General features: G+C 46.0%; 10 protein-coding genes. 7 read left to right on the top strand and 3 right to left on the bottom strand.

What is annotated here, in order from left to right:
- Positions 1 to 348: 348 nt before the first annotated feature.
- The 3 genes from L9Q39_RS09940 (at position 349) to L9Q39_RS09930 (ending at position 5,571) form a co-directional block, all read left to right on the top strand.
- Positions 349 to 2,802: a glycogen/starch/alpha-glucan phosphorylase gene (locus L9Q39_RS09940; protein WP_237484915.1), complete on the top strand. Its 2,454-nt coding sequence runs from the start codon at positions 349 to 351 to the stop codon at positions 2,800 to 2,802.
- A gap of 101 nt (positions 2,803 to 2,903) precedes the next feature.
- Positions 2,904 to 5,087, top strand: coding sequence for a 4-alpha-glucanotransferase (malQ, locus tag L9Q39_RS09935; RefSeq protein ID WP_237484914.1), 2,184 nt, complete (start codon positions 2,904 to 2,906; stop codon positions 5,085 to 5,087).
- A gap of 292 nt (positions 5,088 to 5,379) precedes the next feature.
- Positions 5,380 to 5,571, top strand: coding sequence for a hypothetical protein (locus L9Q39_RS09930; protein ID WP_237484913.1), 192 nt, complete (start codon positions 5,380 to 5,382; stop codon positions 5,569 to 5,571).
- Between the two features lie 123 nt (positions 5,572 to 5,694).
- Here L9Q39_RS09930 and L9Q39_RS09925 read toward each other — a convergent pair whose 3' ends face one another.
- Together L9Q39_RS09925 and lamB are read right to left on the bottom strand one after the other, a co-directional pair.
- Positions 5,695 to 6,546, bottom strand: a complete 852-nt coding sequence (locus L9Q39_RS09925) for a MalM family protein (protein WP_237484912.1) — start codon at positions 6,544 to 6,546, stop codon at positions 5,695 to 5,697.
- Positions 6,547 to 6,708: 162 nt separating this feature from the next.
- Positions 6,709 to 7,926 (bottom strand): maltoporin LamB, encoded by a 1,218-nt coding sequence (lamB, locus tag L9Q39_RS09920; protein ID WP_237484911.1) that lies wholly within the window; start codon positions 7,924 to 7,926, stop codon positions 6,709 to 6,711.
- Between the two features lie 574 nt (positions 7,927 to 8,500).
- Between lamB and L9Q39_RS09915 the strand changes: the two genes are divergently transcribed.
- From L9Q39_RS09915 to L9Q39_RS09900, 4 genes are all read left to right on the top strand, one after another.
- Entirely contained in the window at positions 8,501 to 10,576 is a 2,076-nt protein-coding gene (locus L9Q39_RS09915; protein ID WP_237484910.1) for an alpha-amylase, read from the top strand.
- 254 nt (positions 10,577 to 10,830) lie between these two features.
- The gene (locus L9Q39_RS09910; RefSeq protein ID WP_237484909.1) at positions 10,831 to 12,198 is read left to right on the top strand and encodes an alpha-amylase family glycosyl hydrolase; all 1,368 of its coding nucleotides are present in this window, start codon (positions 10,831 to 10,833) and stop codon (positions 12,196 to 12,198) included.
- A gap of 150 nt (positions 12,199 to 12,348) precedes the next feature.
- The gene (locus L9Q39_RS09905; RefSeq protein ID WP_237484908.1) at positions 12,349 to 13,524 is read left to right on the top strand and encodes a YjgN family protein; all 1,176 of its coding nucleotides are present in this window, start codon (positions 12,349 to 12,351) and stop codon (positions 13,522 to 13,524) included.
- Positions 13,524 to 14,522 carry a M48 family metallopeptidase gene (locus L9Q39_RS09900; protein WP_237484907.1) on the top strand — a complete coding sequence of 333 codons (999 nt, stop codon included), beginning with the start codon at positions 13,524 to 13,526 and terminating at the stop codon, positions 14,520 to 14,522. The genes L9Q39_RS09905 and L9Q39_RS09900 overlap by 1 nt, the downstream gene beginning before the upstream one ends.
- A 152-nt stretch (positions 14,523 to 14,674) precedes the next feature.
- Here L9Q39_RS09900 and malK read toward each other — a convergent pair whose 3' ends face one another.
- The gene (malK, locus tag L9Q39_RS09895; protein WP_237484906.1) at positions 14,675 to 15,793 is read right to left on the bottom strand and encodes a maltose/maltodextrin ABC transporter ATP-binding protein MalK; all 1,119 of its coding nucleotides are present in this window, start codon (positions 15,791 to 15,793) and stop codon (positions 14,675 to 14,677) included.
- Positions 15,794 to 16,009: the final 216 nt, after the last annotated feature.

Here is a 16,009-nt window from a genome sequence, read left to right as displayed (position 1 = left end):
CAACGTTCACCTTGTCGCGTATGTCTGTCAGTGAATGTATTTGTCTGGCAAATGAAAAACTACTGTGATCGGATTAACGCTTTAGAAAGCTGATAAAACAGTGTCATGGCAAGGTTTAGGGTTAGGAATCGCCAACACAATTAAAGGGGGGTGTAGTCAAGTAAAGTACCAGTATATCTAGCCTCAGGAGCAAAATTGAGCACGCTTACCGAGAGCAAAATACCGATTTGCTACTCTACGCCCTGAACTCTCATCCTCGCTAAACCAAGGGCTGGGAGGATGCTTATCGAGTGTTGGAAATGCACGATTATAGGCAGATAAATTAGATCTGGATGTGAGAATTTCACTATGAAGCCTAGCCTACAAAAAAAATTTGATAAGAAGTCATTCCAACAAAGCGTAAAGAAACATTTATCTGTTACTTATGCCCACACTATTGACAACGCAGACAGCCGTATTTGGTATTTGGCGATGGGTCGAGCACTATCGGAGTTCACGACCTTTGATCTGCTGGCGACGGAAGCTGACCCTCAAGTACAGCAAGCCAAAAGTGTTAACTACCTATCGCTTGAGTTTTTGATTGGTCGTCTAACCGGTAATAACCTCATCAGCATGGGGCTCTATGAGCAAGTCACTGAAGCGATGGCTGAGTTAGGTCACAGCCTTACCGATTTGCTAGAGGAAGAGCGTGATCCCTCTCTAGGCAACGGTGGTCTTGGTCGTCTCGCAGCGTGCTTTATGGATTCTTGTGCTGCTCAAGAGTACCCAACGGTTGGCTACGGTCTTCACTACGAGTACGGACTGTTTAAACAATCCTTCAAGGAGGGTCGTCAACAAGAAGCACCAGACGCATGGCGTGGTGTAGAAGGTTACCCTTGGGAGATTGCTCGACCAGAGCTTGCGCAAGAGATCGGTTTTTATGGCAGCGTAGAAACGGTCATGGAAAACGGGAAAGAAGTGCGCAAATGGGTGCCGGGTATGTTTGTTAAAGCGATGCCTTGGGATCTACCGATTGTCGGCTATGAGTCTGAAACGGTTTATCCACTGCGTCTGTGGGAATGTCAGGCTATTACGCCGTTTTCCCTCGCCAGTTTCAACAATGGTGACTACTTCGAAGCTCAGCATGCGTTGCTGGATGCAGGCAATATCACCAAAGTGTTATATCCAAATGATAACCACGAGAAAGGCAAGACTCTGCGTCTAATGCAGCAGTATTTCCATTCAGCCGCGTCGGTACGCGACATTTTGCGTCGTCACCAAGCCACAGGTTACTCCCTTGAGCAGCTGCCTGAACAAGAAACGATTCAGCTTAACGATACTCACCCGACGATTGCCATTCCTGAGTTAATGCGCATCCTCATTGATGAGAAAGGTCTCACTTGGGAAGCCGCTTGGGATATCAGCTCTAAGACCTTTGCTTATACCAACCATACGTTACTTCCAGAAGCGTTAGAAACGTGGTCTGAATCTTTGATTCAGCACTTATTGCCGCGTCACATGGAAATCATCTACGAAATCAACCACCGTTTCCTACAACAAGTGCGTGCGATGTGGCCAGGTGATGCGGCTAAGCAACAGAAGCTATCTATCATCGAAGAAGGCTTCCACCGTATGGTGCGCATGGCAAACTTGTGTGTGATTGGTTCTTATGCGGTCAACGGCGTAGCAGCTTTACACTCTCAATTGGTGAAGAAAGACCTGTTCCCTGAGTTTCATGAGATGTACCCAACGCGTCTACACAATGTGACCAATGGGATCACGCCAAGACGTTGGTTGAAATTCTGTAACCCAGGTCTATCAAACTTGATCTCTGAGAAAATTGGTACTGAGTGGCCCGCTAAGCTTGAGCAGCTTGAAGGTATTGCACAGTACGCAACCGATGCCCGTTTCCAGCAAGCGTTTATGGCGGTTAAGAAGCAGAACAAACAGCGTTTGGCGGATTGGGTTGAAGAGAATATGGGCATCAAGCTCGATACCAACGCTATCTTTGATGTTCAGATTAAACGTCTACATGAATACAAGCGTCAGCATTTAGACCTGTTGCACATCTTGTCTCTGTACCATCGCATCATCAACAACCCTGATTTTGAATGTACACCTCGTGTGGCGTTCTTTGCAGCGAAAGCAGCCCCAGGTTATCACCTAGCGAAAGAGATTATTTTCGCGGTCAACAAGATAGCCGACAAGATCAATAACGACCCGCGTATTGGTAACAAACTGAAAGTGGTCTTTATTCCTGACTACCGCGTTAGCATGGCGGAGATCATTATTCCGGCGGCGGATGTGTCACAACAAATTTCTTTAGCCGGTAAAGAAGCCTCCGGTACGGGCAACATGAAGATGGCGCTAAACGGTGCATTGACTATCGGTACGATGGATGGTGCCAACGTTGAGATCCGTGAAGAAGTTGGCGATGAAAATATCTACATTTTCGGTCTCGATGTTGAAGGAGTGAAAGAGTTAAAAGCTCAAGGCTATAACCCTTACGACTACTACAATGCCGATCACCTGCTTAAAGCCTCTCTGGACTTACTACTCGGTGAAGAGTTCACACCAGGTCAACCGGGCTTGTTGCGTGCAACTTACGACAGTTTGCTTGATGGTGGTGATCCATACCTATGTTTGGCTGACTTTGCTTCTTATGTTGAAGCGCACGAAGCCATGGGTAAGCAGTACCAAGATCAAGCTGGATGGGCAAAGAAAGCCATTCTTAACACCGCGCTAGTAGGTAAGTTCACATCAGACCGCTCGATTCGCGATTATGTGAATAATATCTGGAAACTAGAAGCCGTTAATCGTTAATCAGCCACACCCAACCAAGGTAGCCAACGCTACCTTGGTTGGTATCCAAATACTCGAGTAAACCCACATGGAAGGTGTCAGTACTACTTCCGGAGAAAGCGATGAAACAACAAACAGTATTAAAGAAAGTCGCAGACATGGCGCGCTTAGCTGACAGTTATGTTAGCGCATGGGGAGACGAGGCTGAGGTGTCAGAAACCACCCTGCGCCGCCTACTCACGTCACTCGGCTACGACACAAGCAATGATGAAAATTTACTAGCATCAGCAGAAAAGAAGCATAAAAAGCCAGTTTTAGAGCCGGTACTTGTGCTTCGCGATGGTGATGCTTTTGAGGTAGAACTTAACCTTGGCACAAGTGCTCGTGAAAATGATTTCAGCTGGCGTTTGGAAACTGAGCAAGGTGAGGTGTTTGAAGGCTACCTACAATATCAAACGATTCGTGATGAGCGTGCCGACGGTGGACCTCTCGTCTTTGGATTGCCAAAAGATCTTGCCTGGGGTTATCACACACTCTTTATCAATCGTAAGCGCCGTAAAGTGCCTTACCAAATGACGCTGATTAGAACACCAAGAGCCTGCTTTAAGCAGGGCGCTCTTCAACAACAGAGAAAGCTCTGGGGTCCGAGTGTTCAACTTTACACCCTTCGTACCCAACATAACTGGGGAATGGGAGACTTTGGTGACCTTAAACAGTTAGTCAGTGATATTGCCGCTCGTGGTGGTGACTTTATCGGCTTAAACCCAATTCACTCGCTATTTCCGGCTAATCCCGAAGGGGCGAGCCCTTACAGCCCATCTTCGCGTCGCTGGCTAAATGTTCTGTATATCGATGTGAGTTCGGTACCTGAGTTTGCATTAAGTGCTCAGGCTCAGCAGTTAGTAGGAAGCACCGAGTTCCAGCAACGTCTAAAAGCCGCTCGAGAAACTGAGTGGGTGAATTATAGCGAAGTATCAACACTCAAAATGAGTGTGCTTCCACTGCTATTTGATGAATTTAAAACTCGCCATTTAGACAAAGAGAGTAGTCGCGCGAGGGCTTTCTTGGACTTTGTTGAACAGGGCGGCGATAGCTTAGTGCATCAGGCGGCGTTTGATGCCTTACATGCGGATTTACGTGCGGAAGATGAGCACACTTGGGGTTGGCCTGTCTTCCCTGAAAACTATCGTTGTTATCGCTCTGCGGCAACGCAAAAGTACATCAGAGAAAACCAAGACAAGGTTCATCTCTATATGTATTTACAATGGCTAGCGAATGACCAGATCAAAGAAGCGCAAAATCTTGCAGAAGAGAAAGGCATGGCGGTTGGTCTTTATCGCGATCTTGCTGTGGGTGTGGCTGACTCAGGCAGTGAAGCGTGGGCAGATGATGGTAACTTGGTGCTTGATGCGAGTATCGGCGCACCGCCAGACGTTCTTGGTCCTCTGGGGCAAAATTGGGGACTGCCACCTCTTAATCCACAAGTGCTGAGAACCACCAGTTACGATGCCTATATCCAACTGTTGCGCGCCAATATGAAGCACTGCGGCGCATTGCGTATCGACCATGTATTAGGGCTATTGCGTTTGTGGTGGATCCCCAAAGGCGAGAAGGCGACGGAAGGCGCGTACCTTTATTACCCAGTGGAAGATATGCTGGCGATTCTTGCTCTTGAGTCGCACCGTCACCAATGTTCGGTGATTGGCGAAGATTTGGGCACGGTTCCGGATGAAATCGTTGATATCTTGCGAGATGCTGGTGTTCACTCTTATAAGGTGTTCTTTTTCGAAACGTCAGAAGAGGATGGCGGATTTATTTCACCGACACATTATGCTGGTCAATCAATGTCTGCGCTTTGTACCCACGATATGCCGACGCTGCGTGGTTTTTGGCACTGCGATGACTTGAAACTGGGGCGTGAAATTGGATTGTATCCCGATGAAAAGCAGCTAGCGGCGTTATTTGATGATCGCTTAGTGTGTAAACAAGGCATCCTAGATAGTGTTCGTTGGCATGGTTATCTGCCTGATGGTGTAGGACACGATGCCCAATATGTACCAATGGATGGTTACTTAAATGAAGCGTTGCAACTGCATGTTGCTGCAGGAAATTCTGCTTTACTGAGCGTTCAGTTAGAGGACTGGTTGGAGATGGAAAACCCCGTTAACATCCCGGGCACCGTCGATGAATACCCGAACTGGCGTCGTAAGCTATCGATCAATCTAGACGAGATTTTCCGTCGCGAGAATGTGAATCGAATGGCTAAACATTTAACTGAGGTACGAGCAAAAGCCAGTGGTCAATAAGCCAATCACCATGAAAAAATAGGCTTTATCTTGCCTATGGTGACCGTACCTGAAGAGACTTTACCCTAAGAAACGTTACTCTGAGAAGCTTTACCCTAAAACATTGTTCTAAGAAGCTTTACTTTAAGAGATAGTGCCCGCAGATTGCGGGCATTTTTTTGTCTGTCATGGAGGAACATGGCGGGCATCAAGGGGCTCATCAACAGAGAAAAAATGAGACAAGAAACTCTATTTATATTTCCTATAATGCATTAGCTCAACAGCAATGTCCTCAATTACTAGGAGTGTCAAAATGATACGACTGATCTCTACAATGCTATTGTTATTTAGCGCCTTTACTTATGCTAGCAGCGGCACTGGTGGCGTACCTAATTTGCCATGCAGTGTTGATGGTCAATATCTAGGTTCGATGGAAATTACTCGTTGCAACGAGTTGAAAAGTAATGAGTTGAAAAAAGAGTTGAAAAAACAGGTGCAAAGCTAAGTTTAGGCAGTAAAAAAGTAAGGGCAATCATGCAGATTGCCCTTATATAATTTGGCTTGGAATGGTCGACAATGCTCAGGTGATTGATATATTGCCGCGCTGTTGCGCTACTGATTATTTGCGCTACTTACTATTAACCGCCTGCACAAACACTTCTTGTGCACCTTCTACCCCTAATGCTTTCGCTTCATCGAGTAAGCTAAGAGCTTTAGGGATGTTATTGGATTCCACCGCTTCTCTAATCGCATTGTGGTAGTAAACTTGGGTATCTGGCTGCACGGATTCTACGGCTTTTACTGCGGTCGCCGCTCCTATGGTTGCCGCTTGTGGTGCTGCGGTTTGGTTAGTCGATGAACCGATTGAGAAAAGACTGACGCTATCGAGAGACACTTCAATTGTCCCCGTGTTCGCGTTGGGGATTGAAAGATCCTGCGCTTCTGGGAAGTAGTTACCTCGAGCTTCAGCATCTAAACGAGCAGGGTGGATCACATCGGTACTGCCAGCTAAATCCGCTTTATCGGTATAAACCACAAGATAAACAGAATCTAAGCCAACGGGTGGGAAAAACTCCCTCTCGGCGACTAATCGATTTCCTTTGCTAAGTCGCGGTTTTTGGTACGCGAAATCGGCTTTTTCGATGCGTTCAATCTCTTGGTTGTTTTTATCGATGATCACCGCTCTTGGTACAAATGCCGTTTGTTCGATTAAGCTAGTGATAGAAATGGCAAACTCACCGCGGTTCGCTGGCAGTTCGAACACTGCAACAGGGCTATCAATATGCTGATATTTGAACCTCTGACTTTGCTCGGTGATATCCACAATGGCAGAACTTGGAAGCGTCATCTTGATCGATTGAAGTTGCGAAACGTTATTAGCTTGTTGAGCTTGAGCGACTTGCGTCTGTTCAATCACTTCGGTGGATTGGCAGCCGGAGAGAGCGACACAACCACCTAACATAAGGGCACGAAAGTACATACTTTATCCTTCTAGTTATTTTTCTTAAGGCTTCTCTAGAGTACACAATTGACCATAGCGAGCATTGTCGGTTAGGTCTAATTTTAGAAAAACCTTAGAAAAATAGCCGACGAATGCCGGCTATCAACGATGGGTTCACTTATACCTTCACACAGGAAGTATTTAGAACCATGCCTCGACTTGTACACCGACTACGAAGTTATTATCGTCGCCGTCAAGATTTTCACCTTCTGTGTCGGCAAGGTAAGTGCCGTATACGCGCAGTTCAGGGCGAGACCAGAAGCTGTCGCCCATAGCCCAAGCTTGAGCAACGGTGAATTTATAGCCACCGAAGTCTTCTAGAGCAGTACCAGCAGCGTTGATTTGCTCACCCGCATTGTAGCCCGCTTCAAAAACAGTACGCATGGTGTCGTTCCACTTATACATTGGGCGAACGACAACGGAGTATTGTTGAGTATCAAACTCTTTATTGGTTAGGTTACCATCATCATCTTTACCACCAATATCAGTACCTGATAGGTAAGCTAACTGGTGACCCATTTCCCAATTGTCACCAAGGTTGACCACACCCCAGTTAATTGCGCGGAAACCGGTAGAATCATTGTATGCGCCTGAGCGATCGTAGTAGTTACCTGCACCCCAGAAGTTAGCGGCTTGAACACCGTAACCTGCGGTACCCGCTTGAATGACGGTTTGGTTAAAACCGTTGCTAGTGCCTTGATGGATGATAGCGGTAGCAAGAAGACCGTCGTCACCATCGATGTCCTGATCTTCTTTTTCTGTTGAGAAGTTGTAGGCTGCTGCGATTTCTAGCGACGCGTCATTCCACAGACTAATGTTAGCGAGACGAGCATCAAAAATGTAACCGCTACCCTCGTCATTTTCGCCATCTTGGATCAATGCTAGAGACAGTTTTTGGTTACCCACGGCTAGGTTTTCGATACCACCACCAGTACCCGATGTATTTAGGAAGTAGAAATCAGAGATATGAATATCTTTACGTTGGTAGTATGTCTTACCAGCCCAAAGTGTCGCGTCTTTGTTACCAGCAAGAATTCCTTTCGCTTTAACCGCGAATTGCGCCACGTTGACGCCTTTCTCTTCCCATGCACTCGCGCCGTCATTGCCCTGAGCAATCATAGATTCGATACGCCAAGTTTGATCCTTGTACGTTAACTCTTCGTTCAGACCAAACTCGTAGTAGTTGTCGTTTTCGTTACCTAGACGACCGATACCGTTTTTAAGGAATGATACATCGCTACCGCCATTGGCACTGACACCAGTACCCGCACGCATGTAACCATTAAAATCCACTGCGAACGCAGAACCCGCCGCTAGAGAAGCAGCTACCGCAGCTGCGACGATACTTACTTTTTTCATCCTGAACTCCATTTATGGGTCAATTATAATTTTTAATCTTTCCGGCTCGACTGTAGGTTAAATGTTGTCGACATCAGCCCAAGGAAAGAGAGGTAAGACGGGACACTGTCCCTGTTTCGTTTCAACGTGAACTAGATTACTGAAAGGGCGTAAGTATGACTTCCTCCACCTCTCGCTAAATTAGGGGGGATGAGAGAGGATGAGAAAAATATACCGAGCGGCATATATAGAGTTTGATCACCAATAGCAGGAGGAATTAGTAATTTAACGGAGGTTTCGCCAGTGATAAATGCGGAGTAACTCATGTATTTTGCCCTGATAAAAAGCAAAAAGTAATAAAATTACAAAGCAGATTTTATTGAGAATCGACAAATAAAATCTTGGACACATAGTTTAGTTCAAAGTTTCGTGTATTTTGTCACGGAGTTTTGATTTATGTTGCTGCCCATTTTAGTTTTATCCATTTTGGCAACCAAATGGAGGCGTAGAGAGGGAATGATGCGCCGTGATGCAAGAGTCGTTATTGTCGAGCCTAGAGTAACGATTGTGATGACTATTGCCAAAGGATGGAATGATGAAACTTGCCACGACAGCCTTACTGTTAACATCAGTATTACTTACATCGGTTAGCGCTCTAGCTGATCCTAATATTACTATCTCCACCGGCACCACCAGTCGAGATTATCCTCTCAATAGTGAGCAACCACTGGTGGTTTCATTGGTTAAAGATGCTTACCGATTTAAGGTGGTCGGCGTGACGGGAGATTGCACAGCGCCGCAGAGCCAAAAGATTAAGTTTAGCTCGCCCATTGCCCTTGATTGCCAACAACCCACTGAGTTTGATATTAAGATTCGCTTCAGCGGTGATTATGCGTTGACCTTCGATAACACTCAACAGACGCTGAAAATCAGTCGTGCGAGCAAAAAGCGCACGGAAAACACCTTTAAACGACCGATCCCAAAGGTCGAGTGTCAAGTGTATAACGGTGGTGAGGTGAGCATTGCCTTGGACGACAGTTTTACAGAGGGCACAAGTTTGCGAGAGGTGTTTTCTGGCAAACAAGTTGTGGTGCAGAACCAACAAGTCACACTCACGCCGAGCCCGACATCCGGAGGTATGATTTTACTGGAACGCCTTGACGCCACTCATCAACCGAATCTGTTCAATTATCGTAATGCCAATATCTATTTTGTGATGGTGGATCGTTTTAATAATGGCGAACCCAGCAATGACCACAGCTACGGACGTCGCAGCGATGGACAGCAGGAGATAGGGACATTCCATGGTGGCGATCTCAAAGGTGTGATTGCTAAGCTGGATTATATTCAGAGCTTGGGCACGGATGCGATCTGGTTGTCACCGATTGTTGAGCAAGTGCATGGCTTTGTTGGGGGCGGCGACAGTGGATCGTTTCCATTTTATGCCTATCACGGCTATTGGACCCGCGACTTCACTAAAGTGGATGAGAACTTTGGTAACGATGACGATCTCAAGCGTTTGGTTGAAGCCGCCCATCAGCGAGGCATCAAGGTGTTGTTGGATGCGGTGATTAATCACCCAGGCTATGCCACCCTTGCGGATTTACAGTTTGATGGTGTGGATACGGTGACTCATAGCGATGGGTTGTCGTCTCGTTGGCAAGATTGGCAGCCAAAGCAGGGACAAAATTGGCACAGTTTTCATCAGCACATTGATTATAACCACACCAATTGGAGCCAATGGTGGGGCAAAGATTGGGTACGAGCAGGGTTGCCGGGTTATCCATCCCCAGGTAGCAGTGATACAACGCTAACGTTGGCAGGGTTACCCGACTTTCTAACTGAGAGTGATAAAGGCGTGACGCCGCCACAATGGTTGCTGGAAAACCCCGGCACGCGTGTCGTCGCTCGCGACAATTATAGTGTGGCGGACTACTTAATTGAGTGGCAAACCGATTGGGTTAAGCGTTTTGGTATTGATGGATACCGTGTCGATACCGTGAAGCATGTAGAAGGCGAAGTTTGGCAACGCTTGAAGCAGCAGGCATCTCTCGCCTTGGATGAGTGGCGAGCAGAGAGGAATAAACATGGTGAGCCGTTTTGGATGATGGGTGAGGTTTGGGGGCATACCGCTTATCGCAGTCCTTATTTTGATGATGGTTTTGACGCTCTAATTAACTTTGATATGCAGAAAAAACTGGATAAAGGAGCGGCGTGCTTTAGCCAGATGGCGGACACCTATCAAGATTATGCCAATACCATCGCGAGCAGCGAAGACTTTAATCCGGTCAGTTATATGTCTTCCCATGATACCGAACTGTTCTTTAGTCGCTTCAATCAATTGTCGATGCAGCGCAATGCCGCCAATGCCTTGCTGCTATCACCGGGCGCGGTGCAGGTTTACTATGGGGATGAAGTTGGTCGTCCAATTGGTCCTTATGCGGATGATTTTCACCAAGGCACTCGCTCTGCGATGATTTGGCAATTAGACCAAGAGCGCCAAGCCTTGCTTGAGCATTGGCAAACGCTCGGTCAATTTCGTCAGCGTCACCCTTCGGTGGGGGCGGGCTTACACCGTGAAATTCCTCAAGCCAATGCGTATGTTTTCTCGCGTACGTTAGCAGACGATACCATCGTCGCCGCGTTTGTTGGTCACAAAGCGAAACCCTAGCACTGCAAACGTTTCATTATATTGAAACAGCCGCACCTTGAAGCAGCCGCATCTTGAAACAAACAGCTCCTCGAAACCCCTACGCCTTTCGTTTCCTCCTTAAGCGTGATGCTTGAGGAGGAAGTGCATCAATATAAAGTGCATATAATCGGCATTAATGGAATCGCGCGACCAGACCATTCATCCATCGTATTGACATGATGCTGTGAGAGGGTTGGCGTGAGCGATAAGGTAAACAGATTTAGGAGATAAGCATGAGTGGTTTGCACACATGTACTGGCGGAGCGAATGTGATTTTGCACGCTTTTGATTGGAAGTATGCCGATATTGCAGAGCGTGCCCAACAGATCCACCAATTAGGTTATGGTTCCGTCTTAGTATCGCCCGCGATGACCAGCGCACAGAATCACGAGTGGTGGCAGAGGTATCAGCCGCAAGATTATCGTGTGATTGATAATGCTTTAGGCAATACCACCGATTTTAAACGTATGGTGCAAGCATTAGCGCACTACGATATTTGGGTCTACGCCGACGTGGTCTTTAATCATATGGCGAATGAGTCGGGTATTCGCTCGGACCTCAATTATCCCAGTCAAACAATAATGGCGCAGTATCAGTCGCAACCAGAACACTATCAAGCACTGACGCTGTTTGGCGATCTTTCTCAACCTCTATTTACTGAGCATGACTTTGTAGAAGCGTTTGGCATTGAAGATTGGAAAGATAAATGGCAAGTGCAAAACGGGCGTATCACAGGAGGCGCGAGTGATCCCGGTTTACCGACATTAAAGGTGAATGAGCATGTGATTGAGCAGCAGAGGCAATATCTAAAAGCATTAAAACAGATCGGTGTAAAAGGCTTTCGAATTGACGCCGCAAAGCATATGACGCAAGAGCATATCGCTCAGGTTTGGAGCGATGATATTGTGGATGATATACATATTTTTGGTGAGATTATTACCGATGGTGGCGCGACGGAACAAGAGTATGAAATATTTCTTCAGCCATACCTCGAACATACCCAATTAGGCGCGTACGACTTCCCGCTGTTTTCCACTATGTACCAAGCGTTTACTCGTCGAGGCAGCTTTAAATCACTTATCAATCCCTACTGTTTTGGACAAGCTCTATCAAATAAACGGGCAATCACTTTTGCGATCACCCATGACATACCAAACAATGAGGTGTTTCAGAGTTTGATTATGCGTGAAGAAGATGAGTGGTTAGCTTACGCCTATATATTAGGGCGAGATGGCGGCGTACCACTGATTTACACCGACCTCGACACCAGTGGTATTCGATCAAAAGAGGGTTCGCCTCGTTGGCAAAATGCATGGAAAGATCCGCGCATGGCGAAAATGATTGAGTTTCATAATCGAACTCACGGCGAACCGATGCAGATATTGAAAGCGAGCTCAGACATATTAGTGATAAAGCGTGGCAATAAAGGCGTATTGGCGATTAATAAATCTACCCGTTCACATACGATTAAGTTGAATTTGTCGGCAAGTTATTGTGATTTAATTCAAGGCAACATGATTTGTATTGATAATAAGCTGAAAATGGGGGCTAAATCTGCGTCGATGCTCCTTGCACAAACAGGAAGCTCCCCGCATAAATAGATTGTTACAATTAAGTCCATAACTTAACGTTAAGTCTGAACTAGGTTCCAATTTTCGTCTAACCCAGTCTTTGATGGTTGTCCTGAATTTTTCAGGTCGATAGAGTGCGTGTTTGAGTTCATATGGTGAATCAAATCAGAAGGAGTATCTATGAGCAAACAAGGGATCGCTAACCCCATCACGTTTAAAGGGCAGGGAGCAGAATGGTTCGGAATATGGATTGTCAACATTCTGTTGTCTATTGTTACGCTGGGTGTTTATTCGGCTTGGGCCAAGGTCAGAACCAAGCGTTATTTCTACGGTAATACCTATCTCGCTGGGGATAATTTTGAATATCATGCTAAACCTATTCAAATTCTGAAAGGGCGATTAGTGGCTTTAGCCGTCGTCCTTATATGGGCCATCTCCAACGCATTTTTTCCAGTGCTAGCCATCGCATTTATGCTGGTATTCTATATGGCTTTGCCGTGGCTACTGTGGAGTAATGCAAGATTTGATTCTGCGATGACGAGCTACCGCAATGTTCATTTTAGTTTTAATTCGACATTAAAAAGTGCTTACGTCGCATTGATGGGGCGAGCGCTCGTCGCTTTATTAGTTGTTGCGGTGTTGATTGTTGCTATCGCAGTTACTGCCCAATTCAATTCGATATTAGCGGTGATTTTAGGTGTGCTTTCTGCACTGGCGTTTGCCGTACTGTACGGTTGGGTGAGTAGTGGTGTTTGTCGCTATTTCACTAACGGATACCGCTACGGAAATTGGCAGTTTAGTGCGGAGATCACCACAGAGTTTTTTATTAAGCTATACCTCAAAGCGTTAGCTCTCGGTATTGCTTCTGCGATTGCAATATTTATTGTTGCTGCTCTTGGCACATTCGGTTTGGGGGCGTTGGCACCGGCATTAGCCATTGACGTCACATCAATGACGGGAGTTAGCGTGTTTGTGTACACCGCTTTAATTTATCTCGTGTTAATTGTCATGATGATTGCTTTGACGACTTATACCGCAGTAAGAACTCGCAACTATGTTTTCGCTCAACTTCAATTGCAGCAAGAGGCGCAAGGTGGCGACGCAGTAGAATTTAGTTCTAGTTATACCGTCGGTGGCTATATGTGGCTTGTTCTTTCAAACTTTTTGCTTCAGGTGGTAACTCTAGGATTAGCTCGACCATGGGTTATGATTCGTGCATCACGTTATGTTGCAGACAATACCGTTGTTGTTGGTGATATGAGTTTAATAAAAACCTACGACCAAGACTCCGCCGTGAAGTCAGCGATAACGGATGAAGTGGCACAAGCGTTCGACCTTGGTGTTGGAATTGGCTGATGCAGTTTGAAGGGGTTGCCTATCCGCCCAAAAGTTCTGAACGACATAAGGCGGTTCTTAGTGTTGAGCAAGCCAATACGCTAAGTTTGAGTGTTGTGGGCAATATTTTTAGTTGCGAATTGAATAGCGCTGAAATCACAGCACCCATGGGCAACTTACCCGTGAGGTTCACTCTGCCTAATGGTTGGGTTTTTGTGACCGACAGAAGCGACGAGATTTCTCGTTGGTTCAAGTATCACAATAAAACAAGCCTGATTGATAAGGCAGAGTCGAATGGCTTTGCTTGGTTTGTTTCGGTATTGGTATGTATCTTGGTTGTTGTGGGAGGATACTTTTACGCCTTACCTTGGGCGAGTGACAAAGTGGCTAATATGATCCCCAACAGTGTATCTGTCGCGATTGGCGACCAAGTACTGGAAAGCTTGGATCATGGTTGGCAACCTAGTGAATTAAGTCAGACCCAGCAAGATGAAATCAGGGAAAGAGTGAATGGTCATCTCCTGAATTTAGAAAAGATCCCTTATCCGGTCGAAATCGTCTTTCGTTCCTCAGAGAATGGTGCCAATGCTTTTGCGTTACCGGGTGGCAAAGTTGTTTTACTCGATCAATTGGTGATTTTGGCGCAAACCCAGCAGCAACTCGATAGCATTATTTTTCATGAACTGGGTCATATTCATCATCGCCATATGATGAAAAAATTGGTTCACTCAAGCTTGCTTTCTGTTGGTGTTTCTCTGCTAACCGGAGAGAGTTCCGGTATTGTTGACAATCTTGCGGGTCTCACCGTGTTTATTTTATCTAGTGGTTATTCCCGGCAAGCTGAGGCAGAGGCGGATGCTTATGCGAGTTCGGCAATGCTGGAGATATACGGTGACACTCAGGCGATGGTAGAGATGTTTGAGTTGTTTCGTCAGCAAGGTGATACCGAGCTTCCGGAGTGGTTAAGCACCCATGATAGCTTGGATAAAAGGATTGAAGCGATCAGAAGTCGTGACTGATTCATGACTACCTCGCTCGATGTTGATAAAAAACGACTTTTATAAAAATAACTTTGATAAAAAAATCCCTCTCTAACATCTAGAGAGGGAAGCTAATGAGCTAAGCAGTGAAAGAAAACTAAGGGAATATAATGAACTTAAACAACGCTTATCTATTCGAAATCGACACCGTTTTCTTGGTATAGACGTCGACATGCGCGACCATCACTATGGAATAGGTGGCAGCGGTGTGCTGGAATACCGATTTCAAGCTTATCGCCTGTCTCAACATCCAACGTATCAGGTTGACGATAGATAACATCGGCATCCGCGCCCTCCAGATTCAGGTAAACCTGTGTTTCGTTACCCAGTTTCTCAACAATCATGACTTCACCATGGATGCTGGCATCGGCTTGTTGAACTTCTAATAAATGCTCTGGGCGAACACCTAGTGACATACGGTCGCCTTGATTGACCGTGGTGCCATCGACTGGGATCCAAAATGTCACACCGTTCGACAATTGAACTTTGACACGCTCTGATTCCACTTCAGTGATATGCACGCTCATAAAATTCATCTTAGGTGAGCCGATAAAACCCGCCACAAAACGGTTTTGTGGATAGTGGTAGAGTTCGAGCGGTTTACCGACTTGAGAAACATACCCGCCATCAAGTACCACAATTTTGTCTGCCATGGTCATTGCTTCAACCTGATCATGGGTAACGTAGATCATGGTGCAGCCAAGTTGACGTTGTAGTTTGGTGATTTGTGCGCGCATATTAACGCGAAGCGCAGCATCAAGGTTGGATAAAGGTTCATCAAGTAGGAAGACGTTAGGTTGAGAAACCAAGGTACGACCGATAGCAACACGTTGACGTTGTCCACCAGACAAGGCTTTTGGGTGACGCTCCAATAAGTGACCTAATTGCAAAATTTCTGCCGCTTGAGAGACGCGTTTATCGATCTCGCTTTTATTCGCTTTCGCGAGTTTGAGACCAAATGACATATTGTCATAAAGGTTAAGGTGAGGATAAAGCGCATAAGATTGGAACACCATACCAACGCCGCGCTTAGAAGGCTCAACGTCATTCATGCGCTCATCACCGATATAAAGATCGCCGGAAGTAATATCTTCTAGACCTGCAATACAGCGTAAAAGTGTCGATTTGCCGCAACCCGATGGGCCAACAAATACCACAAATTCGCCTTCGTTAATTTCTAGATCTACGTTTTTAGAAATCAATACGTCGTCATACGCTTTACACACATTTTTTAACGTAACACTCGCCATGTAGCTCGTCCTCGATCAATTTTGTTTCGTTACCGTCGTCATTTTGGTATTGCCGTGCTGACAGTAACGGTAGGGCTCAGTAAATGGTGATTTATTTTGTAACACTGCAAGCTTGGAAGCGCTAGCGCTATTGGATTACACAGTGTTACCAAATCTATTGCTTTATATACACTTAAATTAAAGTGGTGACTCACTCAGCATGTTTCCATTACTCCT

Origin of the sequence: Vibrio hippocampi (genome assembly GCF_921292975.1) — a bacterium.
Classification (GTDB): domain Bacteria; phylum Pseudomonadota; class Gammaproteobacteria; order Enterobacterales; family Vibrionaceae; genus Vibrio; species Vibrio hippocampi.
This window is presented reverse-complemented; position numbering and strand designations above follow the sequence as displayed.

Excerpts from the sequence above, each read along its gene's own strand:
- L9Q39_RS09925 (WP_237484912.1), bottom strand. The coding sequence starts at position 6,546 with ATGTACTTTCGTGCCCTTATGTTAGGTGGTTGTGTCGCTCTCTCCGGC.
- L9Q39_RS09910 (WP_237484909.1), top strand. The coding sequence starts at position 10,831 with ATGAGTGGTTTGCACACATGTACTGGCGGAGCGAATGTGATTTTGCAC.
- L9Q39_RS09930 (WP_237484913.1), top strand. The coding sequence starts at position 5,380 with ATGATACGACTGATCTCTACAATGCTATTGTTATTTAGCGCCTTTACT.
- lamB (WP_237484911.1), bottom strand. The coding sequence starts at position 7,926 with ATGAAAAAAGTAAGTATCGTCGCAGCTGCGGTAGCTGCTTCTCTAGCG.
- L9Q39_RS09915 (WP_237484910.1), top strand. The coding sequence starts at position 8,501 with ATGAAACTTGCCACGACAGCCTTACTGTTAACATCAGTATTACTTACA.
- L9Q39_RS09900 (WP_237484907.1), top strand. The coding sequence starts at position 13,524 with ATGCAGTTTGAAGGGGTTGCCTATCCGCCCAAAAGTTCTGAACGACAT.
- malK (WP_237484906.1), bottom strand. The coding sequence starts at position 15,793 with ATGGCGAGTGTTACGTTAAAAAATGTGTGTAAAGCGTATGACGACGTA.
- L9Q39_RS09940 (WP_237484915.1), top strand. The coding sequence starts at position 349 with ATGAAGCCTAGCCTACAAAAAAAATTTGATAAGAAGTCATTCCAACAA.
- malQ (WP_237484914.1), top strand. The coding sequence starts at position 2,904 with ATGAAACAACAAACAGTATTAAAGAAAGTCGCAGACATGGCGCGCTTA.
- L9Q39_RS09905 (WP_237484908.1), top strand. The coding sequence starts at position 12,349 with ATGAGCAAACAAGGGATCGCTAACCCCATCACGTTTAAAGGGCAGGGA.